The 15,890-nt window shown below is 58.2% G+C and carries 15 protein-coding genes; 8 read left to right on the plus strand and 7 right to left on the minus strand.

What is annotated here, in order from left to right; translation table 11 throughout:
- Positions 1 to 4: 4 nt before the first annotated feature.
- Positions 5 to 1,513: a dihydrolipoamide acetyltransferase family protein gene (locus tag ACQR35_RS13175; RefSeq protein WP_430268679.1), complete on the plus strand. Its 1,509-nt coding sequence runs from the start codon at positions 5 to 7 to the stop codon at positions 1,511 to 1,513.
- Positions 1,514 to 1,622: 109 nt separating this feature from the next.
- Here ACQR35_RS13175 and ACQR35_RS13180 read toward each other — a convergent pair whose 3' ends face one another.
- The 3 genes from ACQR35_RS13180 to ACQR35_RS13190 form a co-directional block, all read right to left on the minus strand.
- The gene (locus ACQR35_RS13180) at positions 1,623 to 2,051 is read right to left on the minus strand and encodes a universal stress protein (RefSeq protein WP_430268678.1); all 429 of its coding nucleotides are present in this window, start codon (positions 2,049 to 2,051) and stop codon (positions 1,623 to 1,625) included.
- Between the two features lie 75 nt (positions 2,052 to 2,126).
- The gene (locus ACQR35_RS13185; protein WP_430270316.1) at positions 2,127 to 3,419 is read right to left on the minus strand and encodes a PLP-dependent aminotransferase family protein; all 1,293 of its coding nucleotides are present in this window, start codon (positions 3,417 to 3,419) and stop codon (positions 2,127 to 2,129) included.
- Between the two features lie 148 nt (positions 3,420 to 3,567).
- A complete protein-coding gene (locus tag ACQR35_RS13190) occupies positions 3,568 to 4,140 on the minus strand; it encodes an NAD(P)H-dependent oxidoreductase (protein WP_430268676.1) in 573 nt (190 codons plus the stop codon).
- A 113-nt stretch (positions 4,141 to 4,253) separates the two neighbouring features.
- Here ACQR35_RS13190 and ACQR35_RS13195 point away from each other — a divergent pair, with 113 nt between their 5' ends.
- From ACQR35_RS13195 to ACQR35_RS13220, 6 genes are all read left to right on the plus strand, one after another.
- Positions 4,254 to 4,862, plus strand: coding sequence for a TetR/AcrR family transcriptional regulator (locus ACQR35_RS13195; RefSeq protein ID WP_430268675.1), 609 nt, complete (start codon positions 4,254 to 4,256; stop codon positions 4,860 to 4,862).
- 288 nt (positions 4,863 to 5,150) lie between these two features.
- Positions 5,151 to 6,134: an ABC transporter permease gene (locus ACQR35_RS13200; RefSeq protein ID WP_430268674.1), complete on the plus strand. Its 984-nt coding sequence runs from the start codon at positions 5,151 to 5,153 to the stop codon at positions 6,132 to 6,134.
- Positions 6,135 to 6,136: 2 nt separating this feature from the next.
- Positions 6,137 to 7,096, plus strand: a complete 960-nt coding sequence (locus tag ACQR35_RS13205) for an ABC transporter permease (protein ID WP_430270317.1) — start codon at positions 6,137 to 6,139, stop codon at positions 7,094 to 7,096.
- On the plus strand, positions 7,093 to 9,282 hold the full coding sequence (locus ACQR35_RS13210) for a dipeptide ABC transporter ATP-binding protein (RefSeq protein ID WP_430270318.1): 2,190 nt from the start codon (positions 7,093 to 7,095) through the stop codon (positions 9,280 to 9,282). Before ACQR35_RS13205 ends, ACQR35_RS13210 begins: the two co-directional genes overlap by 4 nt.
- A 42-nt stretch (positions 9,283 to 9,324) precedes the next feature.
- The gene (locus ACQR35_RS13215; protein ID WP_430268671.1) at positions 9,325 to 11,037 is read left to right on the plus strand and encodes an ABC transporter family substrate-binding protein; all 1,713 of its coding nucleotides are present in this window, start codon (positions 9,325 to 9,327) and stop codon (positions 11,035 to 11,037) included.
- A gap of 138 nt (positions 11,038 to 11,175) precedes the next feature.
- Positions 11,176 to 12,276, plus strand: a complete 1,101-nt coding sequence (locus ACQR35_RS13220; protein ID WP_430268670.1) for a Gfo/Idh/MocA family oxidoreductase — start codon at positions 11,176 to 11,178, stop codon at positions 12,274 to 12,276.
- A 57-nt stretch (positions 12,277 to 12,333) separates the two neighbouring features.
- On the opposite strand, the gene ald is transcribed toward ACQR35_RS13220, so the two are convergent.
- On the minus strand, positions 12,334 to 13,452 hold the full coding sequence (ald, locus tag ACQR35_RS13225) for an alanine dehydrogenase (protein ID WP_430268669.1): 1,119 nt from the start codon (positions 13,450 to 13,452) through the stop codon (positions 12,334 to 12,336).
- A gap of 205 nt (positions 13,453 to 13,657) precedes the next feature.
- On the opposite strand from ald, the gene ACQR35_RS13230 reads away from it, so the two are divergent.
- Positions 13,658 to 14,905 carry a PucR family transcriptional regulator gene (locus ACQR35_RS13230; protein WP_430268699.1) on the plus strand — a complete coding sequence of 416 codons (1,248 nt, stop codon included), beginning with the start codon at positions 13,658 to 13,660 and terminating at the stop codon, positions 14,903 to 14,905.
- 14 nt (positions 14,906 to 14,919) lie between these two features.
- On the opposite strand, the gene ACQR35_RS13235 is transcribed toward ACQR35_RS13230, so the two are convergent.
- Genes ACQR35_RS13235 through ACQR35_RS13245 form a run of 3 tightly spaced genes read right to left on the minus strand, consistent with a single transcriptional unit; the run spans position 14,920 to position 15,886 of the window.
- On the minus strand, positions 14,920 to 15,195 hold the full coding sequence (locus tag ACQR35_RS13235) for a hypothetical protein (RefSeq protein ID WP_430270319.1): 276 nt from the start codon (positions 15,193 to 15,195) through the stop codon (positions 14,920 to 14,922).
- Between the two features lie 9 nt (positions 15,196 to 15,204).
- Entirely contained in the window at positions 15,205 to 15,603 is a 399-nt protein-coding gene (locus ACQR35_RS13240) for a helix-turn-helix domain-containing protein (RefSeq protein WP_430270320.1), read from the minus strand.
- A 4-nt stretch (positions 15,604 to 15,607) separates the two neighbouring features.
- Entirely contained in the window at positions 15,608 to 15,886 is a 279-nt protein-coding gene (locus ACQR35_RS13245) for an HPr family phosphocarrier protein (RefSeq protein WP_430268666.1), read from the minus strand.
- Positions 15,887 to 15,890: the final 4 nt, after the last annotated feature.

Raw genomic sequence — 15,890 nt, forward strand, 5'->3', positions numbered from 1 at the left:
TTCCATGAGCGTGAACAAGTTCAACCTGCCAGACGTCGGCGAAGGCCTCACCGAAGCCGAGATTGTGGCTTGGAAGGTAAAGCCCGGCGACGTTGTGGCGATCAACGATGTCCTGTGCGAGATTGAGACGGCTAAGTCCCTTGTGGAATTGCCTTCCCCCTTTGCTGGGACCGTTCTAGAGCTTCTGGCTGAGGAGGGCGTAACCATTGAGGTGGGGACGCCCATCATTTCCGTGGGTGACGCCACCGAGGCACCCGCGGCCATTGCATCCCCAGCGACGGGATCTGCTGCTGAGCCGGTGGAGCAACCCATGTACGGAACACTTCCCGCTGCAGATTCCGAGGACGCAGCGCCGGGTCCCTTGGTGGGTTCAGGTCCCAAGGCCGACGCCGTTAAGCGCCGCCCCCGCGCAGCTGCAGCATCCGCTGCGGGAACCGCAGCGCCAGCAGCTTCACAGACAGGCTCGGTTGCGTCAGCACCGCCTGTACCCGGCACTATTGCACCCGCCCCCGCCCCCGCCGCAGCCCCAGCCGCAGCCCCAGCTGCGCCAAGCCCCAGCCCCAGGGTGCGGTCGGCTGAAAAGCCGGGGATCGGCGTCGCACTCTCCGGTTTGGTTAACCGCGTTTTGGCCAAACCGCCAGTCCGTAAGATCGCTCGTGATCTTGGAATCGACCTCGCCGACGTTGTTCCCACCGGTGCACGCGGCGAAGTCACCCGTGATGACTTGGTCAGCTACCAGGCGCAACGTGACGCCGAGGTAGATCAGGCTGAAGGTTTCTGGCGGTCGAATACGGGCACTCAAGAACAGCGAATTGAACGCGTTCCGGTCAAGGGTGTCCGCAAGGCAACAGCCACGGCCATGGTGAATTCGGCCTTCTCTGCCCCGCACGTGAGCATTTTTGTTGACGTTGATGCCAGCCGAACCATGGAGTTTGTGAAGCGCCTCAAGGTCTCTCGCGATTTTGAAGGAATCAAAGTTTCGCCCTTGCTGATCCTTGCGAAGGCAGTCATTTGGGCGGCAGCGCGCAACCCCAGCGTGAACGCCACCTGGTCTGACACCGAGGACGGAAGCGGTGCAGAGATCCACGTAAAGCACTTTATGAACCTGGGAATCGCAGCCGCCACCCCGCGCGGCCTGATGGTTCCCAACATCAAAAACGCCCAGGACCTTTCGCTGAAGGAACTGGCCACTGCTCTGAATGAACTAGCCACCACTGCCCGGGCCGGCAAAACCAAACCCGCAGATATGCAGGGAGGTTCCCTGACCATCACCAACATTGGTGCGCTGGGTATCGACACCGGAACGCCCATCATCAACCCGGGTGAAGTGGCGATTGTGGCCTTCGGAACCATCAAGCAAAAGCCATGGGTCCTCGACGGTGAGGTGATCCCGCGCTGGATCACCACACTCGGCGGCTCCTTCGATCACCGTGTGGTGGACGGAGACCTCTCGGCTCGCTTTATGGCAGACGTTGCAGCCATCCTTGAAGAGCCAGCCCTGTTGCTCGATTAGGGGAGGTGCTCAATTAAGCAGGTGTTCGAGTAGCTGGTCAACTAAGCAGAAAGAGCCCCCTAAATCCGCCGAGATTTAGGGGGCTCTTTTGTGCGTTCAGTGAGGCTGATTACTCTTCAATGTCCGTCTTGGCGATGAAAACGTCACACGGAGCGGTGTGAGCTACCGTGTTGGCAACGCTACCCAGCACTCGGCCGAGTCCCTGCATACGGCGGTTTCCCACCACGATCAGCTGAGCGTTGAGACGCTCGGCTTCCTTGACCAAAGCTTCTGCCGGCTTGCCCCGCGCCGAGGAATACGTCACGGCAGGTGCGCCGCCTAGGTCGTTCGCAACAGACTTGGCGACCTTCTCGGCGTCGTCCGCGTCAGAAACAATCCAAGTATCGCTGCCACTGCCAAAAACCTCAGTGCGATCGCTGTCAAAGGCGCTTACAACGTGAAGTGTGGCACCGAGGCCAGTGGCCATGGTCAATGCTTTTTGAGCAGCTCGCTTGGCAGTTTCGCTGCCATCTACACCGACAAGAACTACACCGGACATGGTTTGACTCCTTTGTTGTACTGAAATTCGGCACGCAAGCCGCACACGTTATTGCTTAGACTACAGCGGCGCGTCTCAGAGCGCAGTGATGGCGTCTTTAAGAACAGGTGCCAGCCTGCGGACGCCTTCTGCGATGGTCTCTGGCGGGACCACACTAAATGCCAAGCGAAGCTTGTTGGACGGTTCGTCACCGTGCGTAAATGCGGCCCCAGGAATAAATACGACGCCGGCTTCGATCGCCTTTTGCAACAAGGGGTACGTGTCAACCCCTTCTGGGAGTGTGACCCACACAAAGAATCCACCTTCTGGCTTGGTCCACGAAACACCTTGGGGCATGTGCTCTTCGAGGGCTGCCAGTAAAGCGGTGCAGCGTTCCTCATAAAGTGCCCGGTAGGTTTCGATCTGCCCGCGCCAGTCAAAGTCACGCAGGTAGGCGGAGATCAGCATTTGGTTGAGTGTGGGTGGGCACAGAGTGACGGCCTCGGATGCGAGGTAAAAGCGGCGCTGGAGATGGGCTGGGACCAGCGCCCAGCCAACGCGCAAGCCCGGAGCGAAGATTTTGGAGAAGGATCCCATGTAGATCACGTCGTGTGGGTTCGCTGCTCGCATGGGGGCGTAGGGGTGACCGTCAAAGCGCAAAAGCCCGTAAGGGTTATCCTCCAAAACCAAGATATTCGCCGCACGGCATATATCTACGATCCGCTGGCGGCGCTCTTCGGCCAGGGTGATGCCGGAAGGGTTGTTGAAGTTGGGGATGGTGTAGAGGAACTTGATGTTTTTGCCCTGGGCGACCAATGCGGCAATGCGCTCTTCTAGGACTTCAGGGATAAGGCCATCCTGATCCATCTCGATCGCTTCAACTTCAACCTCATAGGCCTCAAAGGTGTTCAGCGCGCCCACGTAGGTGGGGTTTTCCACCAGAACCACATCGCCCGGGTTGCAAAAGACCTTGGTGGCCACGTCTTGTGCAGACTGTGAGCCGGCGGTGATCACCACATTTTCGGGAACAGCGTCGGTGATACCTTCGGCTGCCATCACTTCGCAGATCTGCGTACGGAGCTCTTCGGTACCCTGACCGCCACCGTACTGCAGGGCCTCCATGCCTTGCTCGGAAATAATCTTGGCGGCGGCCTGACCTAGGCGTTCAAGCGGGAGGGATTGCAAGTAGGGGTTTCCGCCAGCAAGAGACACCAGTCCGGGGCGCATGGAGATATCAAATACATCCCGGACGGCGGACTGCTTAATGTTGGCGGCCCGTTCAGAGAAGAGCAATTCGTGGCGTTTCGCGGAATCCGCGGCACGCTCCAAGGCATCTAGGGCTTCGGCGGGCAGCTTCTGAGCGTCCTCGTTCAATGTTTGATGGGTCACAAGTTCAGGATACAACCCGAGGTTGTCAGTTAGGCAACAGTTGTTGCCAAAAAGTTCTCGAACGCTTGCACTTAAACAGCGCCGCCCCGGACGTTGACCATAAAAGAGCTCGGTGGTCGGCGTCCGGGGCGGGAGCGGAGGGAGGGGCCTAAGCGGCTGCCTCTTTGGTGGTATCAACCGCGGCAGTGATAGGTGCAAATAGTGCCTTGACCTGCTCTACAACCTCAGCGTCATCTTTGGGGTGGATTTCAGCAAAGCGGATCATGGATCCCGGGATGGCGAGCTTCACGTCTTCAAGAACCTTTGCGCCGGCGATTCCAACGGACTTGCGGGCGTCATCGTGGGCCCACACGCCGCCGAACTGACCGTAAGCTGTGCCGATCACGGCAACTGGCTTGCCGGACAGGGCGCTAGTACCGTGCGGGCGGGATAGCCAGTCGATAGCGTTTTTAAGCGGGGCGGTCATGGTTCCGTTGTGCTCCGGGGTGATCAGCAAAAGCGAATCTGCTGCAGCAGCGGCGTCGCGAAGTGCCTGAGCGGCTGCGGGGACCTTGCCTTCCACGTCGATGTCTTCGTTAAAGAACGGAATGTCACCCAGGGTGTCGGCGATGGTAACCTCAACGTTTTCGGGGGCCAAGGCCTTGACCGTCTCGGCGAGCTTGCGGTTGATGGATTCGGTGCGAAGGCTTCCCACGAGAGTGAGAACGGTGCTCTTAGACATATGTACTCCTTGATTGGGCCGCCGGAGGGCGGTCTGGGGTGAAGACTAGAAGTCGTTCAGGGGGCTAAACGGACTGCAGTCCGCTTTCTATTCCCGGGCTTAGACTTTATTTTGTGAGCAAACTGCCGCTACAACTCCATGGGCCCCAACCAAGGCCTTCTGCGCGCAGTGATGCCAGCAGGAATCGCCAAGCACTCTTAGACGCCGCTCACGAATTAATTGAATCGTGTGGCGCCCACGCGCTGACCATGGACAACTTGGCGTCCCGGGCCAAGGTTGGAAAGGGAACGGCGTTCCGGCATTTTGGTAGCCGCGGTGGGCTAATGATGACGTTGATCAGTGAGGCCGAGGCCGACTTCCAACGTGCCTTTATGTTTGGCCCACCGCCACTGGGCCCTGGCGCCCCCGCTCTAGAGCGGCTGATCTCTTACGGCGTAGAGCGGATCCATCTCATCCTGAAACTTGGACAGATTGTGGTGGAAGCGGAGAACGGTGTGACAAATAGGCACGACGCCGCGCCGGCCATCCTTTCCCGCCGCCACCTTGAGTTGCTGCTCACCGAAGCCGGGGTCACCGCAGATGCGTGGGTGATGGCAGCGAACTTGGCCGCCACGCTTGAAGCAGAGCGAATTCTCAATGCTGTGGAGCGGCACAAAATGCCTGTTCAGCGCCTCATTGACGGCTGGAAAGAACTCGTGACGCGTTTGGTCATGGCGGGGTAAGGTAACCTGCCGCCGGCAATTCGTCCAGTCAAATAACGTGAAAGCGTATTTTCATAACAATATGGGCGCTAACTCCGCGGTTTACGCTGCGCGCCCTCAAATTGGCTGGGAATCCTGTGATACTTTCCTCTGGAATGTGACCCGTCACACACTGATCAAAAGTTGGTGGACGGCCCAGGGAAGGACATACATTGAGCGCACTGATCTATTGCGAGCGAACCCCCGGAGGCAGCTTCCTGCCCTCCGCGGCTAGCTTCGTCGCAGACTCGACGAGGTTCTAGTAAAACGATGCTCAAGTACCTTCTGAAGCGTTCCGCCACCTACGTGGTGATGATCTTCCTGACCACCACCGCCGGATACTTCCTTGCAGTGACCACCATGAGGCCAGCCCTCTTGGAGCAAGAGAAGATCCCCAAGCCCACCCCCGAGCAGGTCCAGCACAGCTTTGCGCTTAAGGGGCTTGATCCGAACATGAGCGCATGGGACCGCTATGTTCAGTGGCTCACCGGCATCGTGACCCGCTGGGACTGGGGCCGGAGCCCTAATGGCTCCTTTGTTAACGCCGAGTTCGGTGACCGCGTGTGGATTTCTACCCGCCTGTTCATCGCCTCAATTATCCTGACGCTGATCATCGGTGTGGCGCTGGGTGTTTACTCGGCAGCGCGGCAATACAAAATCTCAGACCGTGTGGTGACCTCTTACAGCTACTTAGTCCACATCATCCCGGCGCCAATTGCCTACTTCTTGGTCCAGCTGGCAGCGATCAACATCAACGAAAACTCGGGTGACCGAATTTTCTTTGTCACTGGTATATCCAGCCCGGACGCCCCCGGAGGCTGGGCAGGCTTTGTAGATTTGATGGCCCACTATGCTGTGCCAACCTTCGCCATCACGGTGATTGGTTGGGGCGGGTACCAGATTGCTCAACGGCAGTATTTGCTCGATAACGTCAACGCGGACTTTGTTCGCACTGCCCGGGCTAAAGGACTCACCCGCAACCAAGCCATTTCCCGGCATGCACTGCGAGTCTCCTTTATCCCCGTGGCACAGAGCATTGCGTTCACCATTCCGGCTATTTTTGCTGGCGGTTTCTTCGCCGAGAAGATCTTCGCTTGGCCCGGTGTTGGATCTTGGAGCATTGACGCCATTGGTCTTCAAGACGTCAACGGCGCCACGGCTACCTTGGCCTACGGATCCGTGATCTTCGCAATCGGTGCCATATTGGCTGACTTTGCAACCACCCTTGTTGACCCGCGAGTAAGGGTGTCGTAATTATGTCCACGGTAGATTCGCTCAACACCGCTGCGGAGCACGCAGAGACAAAACTTGAGAACGAGGAAGTGGTCATCGCCAAAGGGCGGATCATCTTCCGGCGCTTTATGCGCAATAAAACGGCCGTAGCAGGCTTGGCCATTTTTGTGGCGCTCACCATTTTTTCCTGGATTGGTGGGTTCTTCACCAGCTGGGACAAAGAAACCATTGACGCGTTCAACATTGGTATGGAGCCCTCCAGCGAGCACTACTTGGGCACCTCACAGGCCGGTATTGACCTCTATGCCTTGTTGGTAGAAGGTACCCGCATCTCGATCCTGATCGGGTTGATCGTCGGTCTGGTATCTGTACTTATCGCGGCCGTTTATGGCACCTCTATGGCCTACTTTGGCGGCAAAGTAGACAAAGTCATGCTCTTTATCCTCGAAGCGCTCATTATGATGCCGGCCCTACTGGTAGTGGCTGTTGCCACCGGCGGCGGTTCAGGCGCACTCAAGGACACTCTTCCTAGCTGGCTGCTGTTGATTATTGTGTTGCTTGTTTTCAGCTGGATGGGAACGGCTCGTTTGATCCGCTCGCTGTCCATGTCCTTGATGGAACGCGATTACGTCAAAGCAGCCCGCTTCATGGGTGTTCCGCCCATGAAGATTGTCTGGAACCACCTAGTTCCCAACATTGGTTCACTCTTGGTTTTAGAAATCACTCGTGGTGTTACGTACGCGATTCTGGCGGAGGTTGCCTACTCCTTTATTGGCATTGGCATCAAGGTTCCGGACGTCAGCCTCGGCGTTCTGATTGGTCAGGCCACCTCGCAAGTGCAAACCTTCCCGTGGATGTTCTGGTTCCCCTTGCTGGTGATGTTCCTGCTGACCGGTTCCTTGGCCATGATGAATGATGGCCTTCGTGACGCATTCGACCCGAGCTCTAGCTCAATTGGCAAAGCAAAGAAGAAGAAAAAATGAGCGCCAACAGCATGCCAAATTCCGTCGAAGAGGCCACCCCCGTTGAACGCTTGCACCAAGCGGGCCTGAGCGCACCGAGTGACACGGTTCTTTCGGTTCGGGATCTCAACGTCCGCTTTAACACTGAGAACGGAACTGTTCACGCTGTTCGTGGCGTTGATTTTGACCTCCGTGCTGGCAAAACTTTGGGCATTGTGGGCGAATCCGGATCAGGAAAATCCGTCACGTCTATGGCGATTATGGGACTGCTGCCGGAAACCGCGCAGATCACCGGCTCCGTCCGCTTGCACGGCAATGAACTTCTCGGTTTGAGCGACAAAGCCATGTGCAAGTACCGCGGAAGCGACATTGCCATGGTCTTCCAGGACCCGCTTTCATCCTTAACGCCGGTGTACACGGTGGGTACACAGATCATTGAGGCACTTACCGTTCACAACCCCAAGGTGAGCAAAAAGGCTAAAGAAGCCCGCGCCGTCGAACTTTTGGGCATGGTGGGAATCCCCAGCCCGGCGGCCCGGCTCAAGTCTTTCCCGCACGAGTTCTCCGGCGGTATGCGCCAGCGCGTGATGATTGCCATCGCTATTGCCAACAACCCGCGGGTTTTGATCGCTGACGAACCCACTACCGCTTTGGACGTCACCATCCAGGCGCAGGTCCTTGAAATCCTCCACACGGCTCAAGAAGAGACCGGGGCCGCAGTGGTGATGATTACCCACGACCTCGGTGTGGTGGCCGGCATGGCTGACGACATCATGGTCATGTACGCGGGCAAGCCGGTAGAAACTGGGTCCGTGGATGACATCTACTACAACCCTCGGATGCCCTACACCATGGGGTTGTTGGGTGCTGTTCCCCGCGTGGACGTCTCCCAAAAGACCTCCCTGGTGCCCATCAACGGCACCCCACCAAACCTTCTAAACGCCCCTATGGGCTGCTCCTTTGCACCCCGCTGTCCCTTGGTCACGGATGAGTGCCTCACCGCTGAACCGCCGCTGGAGATTGTGGACGACGGCGATGGTCACCGCGCTGCTTGCATCCGCAGCAACAAGCTCGGTGCCGGTGTGGACGTTCACGAGATCTTCAAAGCACCGCCCGTGCCGGAGTCACGTTTTGATTTGATCGAACGCACCGAACGCAAAAAGGTTCTTGAACTCAAGGACGTCAAAAAACACTTCCCGCTCCTCAAAGGGGCGCTGCTCAAAAAGCGGATCGGTACCGTCAAAGCCGTTGACGGGCTGACCTTTGATATCCGTGAGGGCGAGTGCTTCTCCATAGTTGGAGAATCCGGTTGCGGAAAAACCACCACCTTGCTGGAAATTATGGAGTTCAACAAGGACGGTGACGGCGAAGTAGTTATCTCCGGCATCAGCAACAAAGAAGATTCCACCGGCAAGGCACGTACCGCCATGCGCAAGGAACTCCAGATGGTTTTCCAGGATCCCACCGGCGCCCTTGACCCGCGCTTTACCGTGTACGAGGTCCTCGCGGAACCGCTGGAGAACCTCGGAACCCCTAAGGCTGAAATCCGTACCCGCATTATGGAACTAATGCGCTTGGTTGGGTTGCAGCCTGATCACGTGAACCGATTCCCCAACCAGTTCTCCGGCGGCCAGCGGCAGCGCGTGGGTATTGCCCGTGCGCTCGCGGTGAACCCCAAGCTGGTGGTCCTCGACGAGCCAGTGTCCGCACTGGACGTCTCTGTCCAAGCTGGGGTTATTAACCTCTTGGACAAACTGCGTGCAGAACTTGGTCTGAGCTACCTGATGGTGGCTCACGATCTATCAGTGGTCCGTCACATCTCCAACCGCGTAGCTGTGATGTATCTAGGGAAAATCGTGGAAATCGGTGACGTGGACAGCGTCTTCGACAATCCACGCCACCCCTACACCCGCGCCCTACTATCGGCCATTCCGGTTCCGGACCCCGAGGTAGAGCGCACCAGGGAACGCATCATCCTGCAGGGAGATCTCCCCACCCCGCTGGATGCACCAAAGGGATGCAACTTCTCCTCGAGATGCCCGATTTTCGCGGCACTTCCCGAGGCTAAGCGCAAAAAGTGCCTAGAGGTGGAGCCGGTCCTAGAAAGCGCGGGGGCGGACCAAGAGTTTGCATGCTTCTACCCCGATGGCGAATTGGATTCCGAGATGATCGTGGTCCATGACGTCGAAACAAGCAGTACCAACTAACGAGCAAGGGCTCTACAACTCGCTCCACTTGAAGGGAACACCATGAAGAAGAACCTAAGCATTGGCGGTGCGGTAGTTATTGCCACAGCGCTTGCCCTCACGGGCTGTGGCGGAGGCAACGGTGGCAATTCCGGCCCCGAAGCTGGTAAGGGCGCCGACGCTACTGGCGACCTCGGCAAACTCGTCAGCGTCAACGCGCAGCCCGTTGACAAGCTGGATCAGGGCGGCACCGTAACTCTGCCCTTGGGTAACATCGGTCCGGCTTTCAACGGCTTCTCCGATGAAGGCAACAACGCAGACAACACCACGCTGCACAGCCCGATGGACGTTGCCGGCAACACCGGTTGCTGGTCCTCGGACTACGACGGCACCGTGACCTTGAACAAGGACTTCTGCACCGATTTCAAGTCAGAGGTCAAAGATGGCAAGCAGACCATCACCATCAAGATCAATGACAAAGCCGCTTACAACGACGGAACTCCGATCGATGTAAAGACTTTCCAGAACACCTGGAACATGCTCAACGGCAAAAATAAGGACGTCCTCATTGTGACCCCGGGTGCCTACGAGTTTGTTGACTCGGTCAAGGCTGGAGCCAGTGACAAGGAAGTTGTTGTCACCACCACGCAGCCCGTGTACCCCCTGGACGCTCTCTTCACCGGCTTTGTTAACCCCAAGGTCAACACCCCGGCAGTCTTCAATGACGGCTTCACCGGTGAACTGCACCCCGAGTGGATGGCTGGCCCGTTCAAGCTCGAGAAGTACGACTCCGCTGCAAAGACCGTCACCATGGTGCCTAACGACAAGTGGTGGGGTGCCAAGCCGGTACTGGATCGTGTGATCTTCCGCCAGCTTGAGGCCGCTGCAACCTCCGCTGCGTTCAAGAACGGCGAAGTTGATATGGCTGATGGCCGTACGTTGACCAAGTACAAGGCTCTTGAAGGTGCAAAGGACGCTGACATTCGTCGCGGTCAGCGCCTCTTCGCCGGTGGTTTGAACATCAACGCACTCCGCCCCGCTCTCAAGGACGTTGCAGTTCGCAAGGCAATCTTCACAGCTGTTGACCGCGAAGCTCTCCGCAAGGTTCGCTTCAACGGATTGAACTGGGAAGAGAAGAGCTCCGGCTCCATGATGTTGATGCCGTTCTCCCCGTACTACCAGGACAACTACCCGGTAACGGAATTCGGTGCTGATCAGGCCAAGAAGGTTCTTGAAGACGCTGGCTACAAAGCCAACGACAAGGGCGTAATGGCTAAGGACGGCAAGACTGTCTCCTTCAAGATCACCAACTTCGGTGATGACCCCACTGGTTTGGCAACGGTTCAGACCCTGCAGAAGCAGCTCCAGGCCGCCGGTATGGATGTTGGAATTGACCAGCGCGGTGACGCTGACTTCGGCAAGGTTGTCGGCGAGCGTGAGTTCGATCTGACCATCTCTGGTTACACCGTGGGTGCTGACGCTACTGATGGTGTCAAGCAGTTCTACTCCTCTGCTATCAACGACAACAAGCTTGGCGACGCTGAGCTGGATGCCGAGATTGCAAAGGTTGCTTCCATCGCTGACAACACTGAGCGCAACAAGGCAGCCATGGAGGTTGAAAAGAAGCACATGGCTAAGTACTACTCCATGGGCGTTGTGATGAACGGTCCGGAGATCTTCTTTGTACACAAGGGGCTCGCCAACTACGGCGCAGACCTCTTCAAGACCACCGACTGGTCAACAGTTGGTTGGGAAAAGGGTTCTACCCACAAGTAGATCGACCTTGAGCTGGTCAGGTGTGAGCCGCTAGCTTGAACTGATCTAGTTTGATGAACTAAAAGGCCGGCATGTTCCTTCGGGGATATGCCGGCCTTTTGTGTGCCCACAAGTTTTGTGTGCCAATAGGCTGGGAACATGACACGCAGCAGCGAAGCTTCCACGCCCGCAGAGCAATTTCATACAGGCCACATCAGGACAGCGGTGATTGGGTTTGGGCTCTCCGGGAGCGTTTTTCACGCCCCACTCATCGCTGCTAACCCAGACTTTTCGCTGGACATCATCGCAACCTCGGACGTACAGCGCGCAGCTGATGCCCGACGGCGTTACCCGGGCACCGTCGTCGTGCGTGGGGCCGCTGAGGTACTGGAAAAGGCTGACGAGTTGGATTTGGTGGTGCTCGGCACACCGCCAGCCACCCACTATCCGCTCGCGAAAGCAGCACTGGAGGCGGGCCTAGATGTGGTGGTGGATAAACCGTTTGTGGTCACGAGTGCGCAGGGTGAGGAACTCGTGGCACTCGCCCAGCGCCTGGGCCGGAAACTGACCGTCTACCAAAACCGGCGCTGGGACAACGGCTTCCTCACGGTCAAAGGCCTGCTTGAACGCGGCGAGCTAGGGACTGTGACTCGGTTCGAATCGGGCATGGAACGCTGGCAGCCGGAGATCACAAAATCGTGGAAGGCTGCAGCCACAGTGGCCGATGGTGGGGGAGTGTTTTATGACCTGGGCACCCACCTCCTAGACATCGCCGTACAGCTCTTTGGCCCGGCCGCCGTGGTGCACGCAGAGATCCAAGTTCGGCGGCCACAAGAGCACGCCGATGATGACGTTTTTGTGGTTCTTCGGCACAACCCAGTGGGGGATGCTGCCCCGGTGATGAGCCACTTGACCATGAATCAGCTCTCCGGACAGCCGGGCCCGGGCTTCCGTGTCTTGGGCACTCAGGGCACGTATCTCAAGAGTGGCATTGACCCTCAAGAGGCCCAGTTGCAGGGTGGAATGCTGCCAAGCGACCCAGGCTATGGGATTGAACCGGCCCAAGCGCACGGCTGGTTGGGTTTTCCGGGGTCGTTGGGCCGCGTCCAAACCGAACGCGGGAACTACCCCGAGTTTTACCGCCTGCTCGCGAAGGCCATTAACGCCAATGGGCCCGTCCCGGTAGATCCGGAAGGGCCCATTGAGGTGCTGCGACTCATGGAGGCTGCGCGGCGAATCGCCGAGCAGGAACTCAGCTAGTCAGGAAACCGGCTAGTCAGAAAACCAGCTAAGCCACAACCACGTGGAGCGTTTCGCTTATACGGTGACCAGTTCGTGCCAATCGGCGGCGAGCGGGAGGTTGTGTGCCTCGGACACCGAGTGGTGAGCCACCCGGCCAGCGGCGATGTTCAGGCCAGCAGCCAGGGCTGCGTCCTTCTCAAAAGCGGTCCGCACGCCGAAGTTCGCCAGGGCTACGCCGTAGCGAAGCGTGACGTTGGTCAGCGCGTAGGTGGAGGTGTTCGGCACGGCACCAGGCATGTTGGCCACGCAGTAGAAGATGGTGTTGTGCACTTTGTAGGTGGGTTCCTGATGTGTGGTGGGGTGGGTGTCCTCGAAGCAACCGCCTTGGTCCACGGCGATGTCTACAAGGACCGAACCGGCCTTCATGCGGGCCACCAGATCATTGGTCACCAGCTTGGGGGCCTTGGCCCCGGGGATTAGCACGGAGCCGATTACCAAGTCCGCATCGACCACTGACTTTTCAATCTCGTACGCGTTGGATGCCACGGTCTTCAGTCGGCCTTGGTACTGCGCATCCAGTTCACGCAAGCGGTTGATGTTGATGTCCAGGATGGTCACGTCGGCGCCTAGGCCCAAAGCCATGGCTGCGGCGTTGGTGCCGGCCACACCGGCACCCAGAACAACCACCTTGGCCGGGCGAACACCCGGAACGCCGCCTAGCAGAACACCCTTGCCACCGGCCGGAGCCATCAAAGAGGTAGCGCCCACCTGAACGGACAAGCGGCCAGCAACCTCGGACATCGGGGCCAGGAGCGGCAAGGCACGACCGTCCTGGACTGTCTCATAGGCAATAGCCGTCACGCCGGAGTTGATCAGTTCCTGGGTCAGCTCAGGCTCTGCTGCGAGGTGCAGGTAGGTGAAGAGGATTAGGCCCTTGCGGAATCGGTGGTACTCGGACTTGATGGGCTCCTTGACCTTCATAACCATGTCGGCGCGGGCCCACACATCATCAGCCTCGGCGACGATCTCTGCGCCGGCAATGGAGTATTCCTCATCGGTGATGCCAGAGCCTAGGCCTGCGCCACGCTCCACCAGCACACTGTGGCCGTGAGTGCGGAACTCGTGCACACCAGCGGCGGTAATGGCGACGCGGAATTCGTTGTTTTTGATTTCCTTGGGGACACCGATGATCATTTTTTGCTCCGTTATGGTGTGCGACTGTTGCGGTTTCAGCTTATGACCGTTTGTGAGCTACCAGACAGGGGTCCGCAAAGGAGGCGAAATAACATCCTTGATTTCTAGGGATTTTTGAAATCAATCACTCGACATTTGTTGAACTGAGTAGCGTCAATTGTCGCCTAGTGTTGTGAGTGGAACGTACTCTGAATCTATGGTTTTTATGCCCCAACCCGACGTTGAACAAATCGTGGAACAACTTGCAGACCGCTTGGGCCGCGGACTGTCCCTTGAAGACCTCGACGGCGTGCTCCTCGCCTACAGTGCCAACCAGTCCCACGCAGACCGGGTACGGGTGAACTTCCTACTGAGCAAGCGCGTTCCTATGGACGTTAATGCGTGGCAGTTATCCCACGGAATTGCCACAGCCGTGCGGCCCGTGGTGGTTCCAGCCAACGAGGAATTGGGTATGTTGGGCCGTGTTTGTGTGCCACTGCTGGTCCGTGGTTTCCGAGTGGGGTACTTGTGGGTCCAGCAGGATGTTCAAGAGGCTAGCGCCACCGGCATCCTGACGGAGCTACCGGCCGTTCACCGGGAACTAGAGTTGCTGGCCACGCTGTTATTGGACTCCAACACTGCAGAATCCCAGACTCGCCGGCTACGTGAAAAAGAGTTCCTCGCCTCGTGTGAAGGGGACGTAAACGCTCTGGGGACTGTTAGTGGTTGGCGCGAAGTCCACGGCAGGGGACCCTGGCAGATAGTCACGGTACTGGGCCGCGCCCATGAACACGCGCAAGATCCTTCTGGCGCAGCTAGCCCGGGCGACGCTGACCCACATGCGGCAACCCTGATCCACCGCAACGCGGCCCTGCAAGCGACGATTGGTGTGGATGCGGCACTCTTCTCCGCAGGAACTCAAAGCCATGCCGTAGTGCTCTTTAAAGCGTCCCCAGGACGGGCCGATCACGCTCAAGTGATGGTCCACTATCAACTTGAACTGGCCAAGCGGGCTGGGATACCGGTGGCCCGGGTGATTTTGGGAATCAGCGAACCTTTTGGCACTATCCGGGAGTTGCCCGCAGCGTACCGGGAGTCAAAAGCAGCAGCTCAAGCTGCCGCCGTCGACCCTCAACTGGGTGAGCTCGTAGATAGCCGCAGCACCGGCATTTACCAATTTTTTGCTCACGCGCACGGGGCTGCTCATTGGCCCGAGGAGGGCACCTCTAACCTTCGCAAGCTGCAAGTGGAGGACAGGAATAAAGAGCTGCTGCCGGTTTTGGAGCTTCTGTATGACAGCAACGGCTCGGTTCAGGAGGTGGCCTCTGCGCTGCACTTGCACCGCAGTAGCATCTACAACCGCTTATCTAGAGTCCGGCAGATTCTGGGTGCAGACCCGCTCTCGGGGGCTTTACGGCTGGAACTTCACGCGGGGATCAAGTCACTCCGGTGGAGTGGGCGGCCACGTCTATAAAAGTCGGGGAAACCTTAGAGTTTGGGCCGTTGAAGTTGGCGCGTGTCTAGCATTTGGGGGAAGCGCGGCTCAGAGTCTTCGGCTTTAGCCTGAAGTTCGCGCAATTGTGCATCCACTGCGGCACGGTTTTTGCGGCGGCGGTGGTCAACAAACATTGTGACCCCCACGTAGGCAACTGCCACAAACATGGCTTGAGCGGGACCTTCGAATCCCATAACCGTTCCCAGAACGGCGGCAACGATCGCAGCAAGAATGCCCGCCACCGTATGCCATCCCAGAATATTCGCCACGGATTTATCTTAACCCGCGGGCGGTGTGGCTTCCGGTGCCTCATTGGTTTTTTGCGCAGCCAGCCACGCCATAATGTGCTCACTCCGGATGCGGCGATGAGTGCCGCGGTACTCCACCGGGATCTCACCGCGGTCAGTCATATTGCGCAAATAGGTGTGGGAAATTCCGGCCAACTCAGCGGCCTGAGAAGTGGTCAGTAATTCCGCAACACTGCTGACAGTCACTGATTCTCCGCGGCTCAGGCGGCCTAAAAGGTCCACCACCGAGTCGCGCGCGGCTGTGGGGAGGCGGTGCACAGTGCCGTCAACGAAGACAGTGATGTCAGTGCCGCCGTCGAGGACGCGGCGAAGTTTCGCTGCGTCCTCGAGCGGCAGTGGGGCGCTGACGCGCGGAGTGATCAATGCCACGAAATTACTCGGCGTCGAGGTCCGTTTCGAGCAAGGTTACGAGTGCATCGAGGGCGGCGTCAGCGCCGTCACCTTCGGCACGGAGAACCACAACGTCACCGTTGGCTGCGCCCAGAGTCATCAAGGACAGGATGCTCGAGGCGTCCATGGCGTCCTCAACCGGGTCACCTTGCTTGGCGATGGTCACCTCAACGGGCTGCTCACCTGCAGCCTCGGCGAAGATGGCCGCCGGGCGTGCGTGGAGGCCGGAGCGGCTGGCGATGGTGGCTGTGCGTTCGGACATAACG

Source organism: Pseudarthrobacter sp. J1738 (assembly GCF_050490315.1).
Lineage (GTDB): Bacteria > Actinomycetota > Actinomycetes > Actinomycetales > Micrococcaceae > JBNPEO01.

What these genes read in the sequence shown, in the direction of transcription:
- ACQR35_RS13175 (WP_430268679.1), top strand. Translation starts at nt 5, where the DNA reads ATGAGCGTGAACAAGTTCAACCTGCCAGACGTCGGCGAAGGCCTCACC.
- ACQR35_RS13180 (WP_430268678.1), bottom strand. Translation starts at nt 2,051, where the DNA reads ATGTCCGGTGTAGTTCTTGTCGGTGTAGATGGCAGCGAAACTGCCAAG.
- ACQR35_RS13190 (WP_430268676.1), bottom strand. Translation starts at nt 4,140, where the DNA reads ATGTCTAAGAGCACCGTTCTCACTCTCGTGGGAAGCCTTCGCACCGAA.
- ACQR35_RS13200 (WP_430268674.1), top strand. Translation starts at nt 5,151, where the DNA reads ATGCTCAAGTACCTTCTGAAGCGTTCCGCCACCTACGTGGTGATGATC.
- ACQR35_RS13205 (WP_430270317.1), top strand. Translation starts at nt 6,137, where the DNA reads ATGTCCACGGTAGATTCGCTCAACACCGCTGCGGAGCACGCAGAGACA.
- ACQR35_RS13210 (WP_430270318.1), top strand. Translation starts at nt 7,093, where the DNA reads ATGAGCGCCAACAGCATGCCAAATTCCGTCGAAGAGGCCACCCCCGTT.
- ACQR35_RS13215 (WP_430268671.1), top strand. Translation starts at nt 9,325, where the DNA reads ATGAAGAAGAACCTAAGCATTGGCGGTGCGGTAGTTATTGCCACAGCG.
- ACQR35_RS13220 (WP_430268670.1), top strand. Translation starts at nt 11,176, where the DNA reads ATGACACGCAGCAGCGAAGCTTCCACGCCCGCAGAGCAATTTCATACA.
- ald (WP_430268669.1), bottom strand. Translation starts at nt 13,452, where the DNA reads ATGATCATCGGTGTCCCCAAGGAAATCAAAAACAACGAATTCCGCGTC.
- ACQR35_RS13230 (WP_430268699.1), top strand. Translation starts at nt 13,658, where the DNA reads ATGCCCCAACCCGACGTTGAACAAATCGTGGAACAACTTGCAGACCGC.
- ACQR35_RS13245 (WP_430268666.1), bottom strand. Translation starts at nt 15,886, where the DNA reads ATGTCCGAACGCACAGCCACCATCGCCAGCCGCTCCGGCCTCCACGCA.